A 2204-nucleotide genomic window follows, 5' to 3' on the forward strand; every position below is an offset into this window, starting at 1 on the left:
CTGCCGGATATCGACCCGGACGAGACCACGGAGTGGTTGGAATCGTTCGACGGACTGTTGGACCGGTCCGGACCGACCCGTGCCCGGTATCTGATGTTGCGGATGCTCGAGCGGGCCGGGGAGAAGCACGTCGCCCTGCCGGCGTTGACGTCGACCGATTATGTGAACACCATCCCGACGGAGAACGAGCCGTGGTTCCCGGGTGACGAGGAGACCGAGCGCCGGTACCGGGCGTTCATCCGGTGGAACGCGGCGGTGATGGTGACCCGGGCGCAGCGGCCGGGGGTCGGGGTCGGTGGCCACATCTCGACGTATGCGTCGTCGGCGGCGCTGTACGAGGTGGGGTTCAACCACTTCTTCCGCGGCAAGGACCATCCCGGTGGTGGGGATCAGATCTTCATTCAGGGGCATGCCTCGCCGGGCATCTACGCCCGCGCGTTCTTGGAGGGGCGGATCCCGGCGGAGCGGATGGACGGGTTCCGGCAGGAACACTCGCACGCCGACGAGGGCGGCGGGTTGCCGTCGTACCCGCACCCGCGGCTGCTGCCGGACTTCTGGGAATTCCCGACCGTGTCCATGGGTCTGGGCCCGATGAACGCGATCTACCAGGCCCGGTTCAACCACTACCTGCACGACCGCGGCATCAAGGACACCTCCGACCAGCACGTGTGGGCGTTTCTGGGTGACGGCGAGATGGACGAACCCGAATCGCGGGGTCTGGCGCATGTGGCGGCCACCGAGGGCCTCGACAACCTGACGTTTGTGGTGAACTGCAACCTGCAGCGCCTCGACGGCCCGGTCCGCGGCAACGGCAAGATCATCCAGGAGTTGGAGTCGTTCTTCCGCGGCGCCGGCTGGAACGTGATCAAGGTGGTCTGGGGCCGCGAGTGGGACGCACTGCTGCACGCGGACCGCGACGGCGCCCTGGTCAACCTGATGAACGTCACCCCGGACGGCGACTACCAGACCTACAAGGCCAACGACGGCGGGTACGTGCGCGAGCACTTCTTCGGCCGGGATCCGCGGACGAAGGAACTGGTCGCGAACCTGTCCGATCAGGACATCTGGAACCTCAAGCGCGGCGGCCACGATTACCGCAAGATCTACGCCGCGTATGCGGCGGCGATGGCGCACAAGGGGCAGCCGACGGTGATCCTGGCGCACACCATCAAGGGCTACACCCTGGGCAAGCACTTCGAGGGCCGCAACGCCACCCACCAGATGAAGAAGCTGACCCTCGATGATCTGAAGAATTTCCGGGACCTGCAGCGCATCCCGATCTCCGACGAAGAGTTGGAGAAGGACCCGAAGATGCCGCCGTACTACCACCCCGGCCCCGATGCCCCGGAAATCCAGTACATGCTCGACCGCCGGCGGGCGCTCGGTGGGTTCCTGCCGCAGCGCCGCACCAGCCCGGCACCGTTGCCGCAGCCGGCGGACTCGACCTACGACGTGGTCCGCAAGGGCTCCGGCAAGCAGCAGGTCGCGACCACCATGGCGTTGGTGCGGATCATGAAGGAATTGTTGCGGGACAAGGAGATCGGCAAGCGGATCGTGCCGATCATCCCGGACGAGGCCCGCACCTTCGGGATGGACTCCTGGTTCCCCTCTTTGAAGATCTACAACCGCAACGGCCAGCTGTACACCGCGGTGGATGCGGACCTGATGCTCGCCTACAAGGAGTCGGAGATCGGGCAGATCCTGCACGAGGGCATCAACGAGGCCGGCTCGACCGCCTCGTTCACCGCGGTCGGCACCTCCTACGCCACCCACGGTGAGCCGATGATCCCGCTGTACATCTTCTACTCGATGTTCGGGTTCCAACGCACCGGCGACGGCCTGTGGGCCGCCGCGGATCAGATGGCCCGCGGGTTCGTGCTCGGCGCCACCGCCGGCCGCACCACCCTCACCGGCGAAGGTTTGCAGCACGCCGACGGGCACTCGCTGCTGCTGGCCTCGACCAACCCGGCCGCCGTCGCCTACGACCCGGCGTTCTCCTACGAGATCGCGCACATCGTCAAGGACGGGCTGCGCCGGATGTACGGCGGCACACCGGCGGCCGATGGAACGCTGAAGCCTGGGTTCGGTGGGGAGGACATCTTCTACTACATCACCCTCTACAACGAGCCCTACTCCCAGCCCGCCGAACCCGCCGACCTCAACGTCGAGGGCCTGCTCAAGGGCATGTACCTGTTCAAAAAGTC

1 protein-coding gene is annotated in these 2204 nt (G+C 66.3%); it reads left to right on the top strand.

What is annotated here, in order from left to right; all coding sequences use genetic code 11:
• Positions 1-2204: pyruvate dehydrogenase (acetyl-transferring), homodimeric type (gene aceE, locus HGB39_RS37955; protein WP_168443028.1), on the top strand; the 2204-nt coding region annotated here is incomplete at both ends.

Source organism: Rhodococcus opacus, from assembly GCF_012396235.1.
GTDB classification, from domain to species: Bacteria; Actinomycetota; Actinomycetes; order Mycobacteriales; family Mycobacteriaceae; genus Rhodococcus_F; species Rhodococcus_F opacus.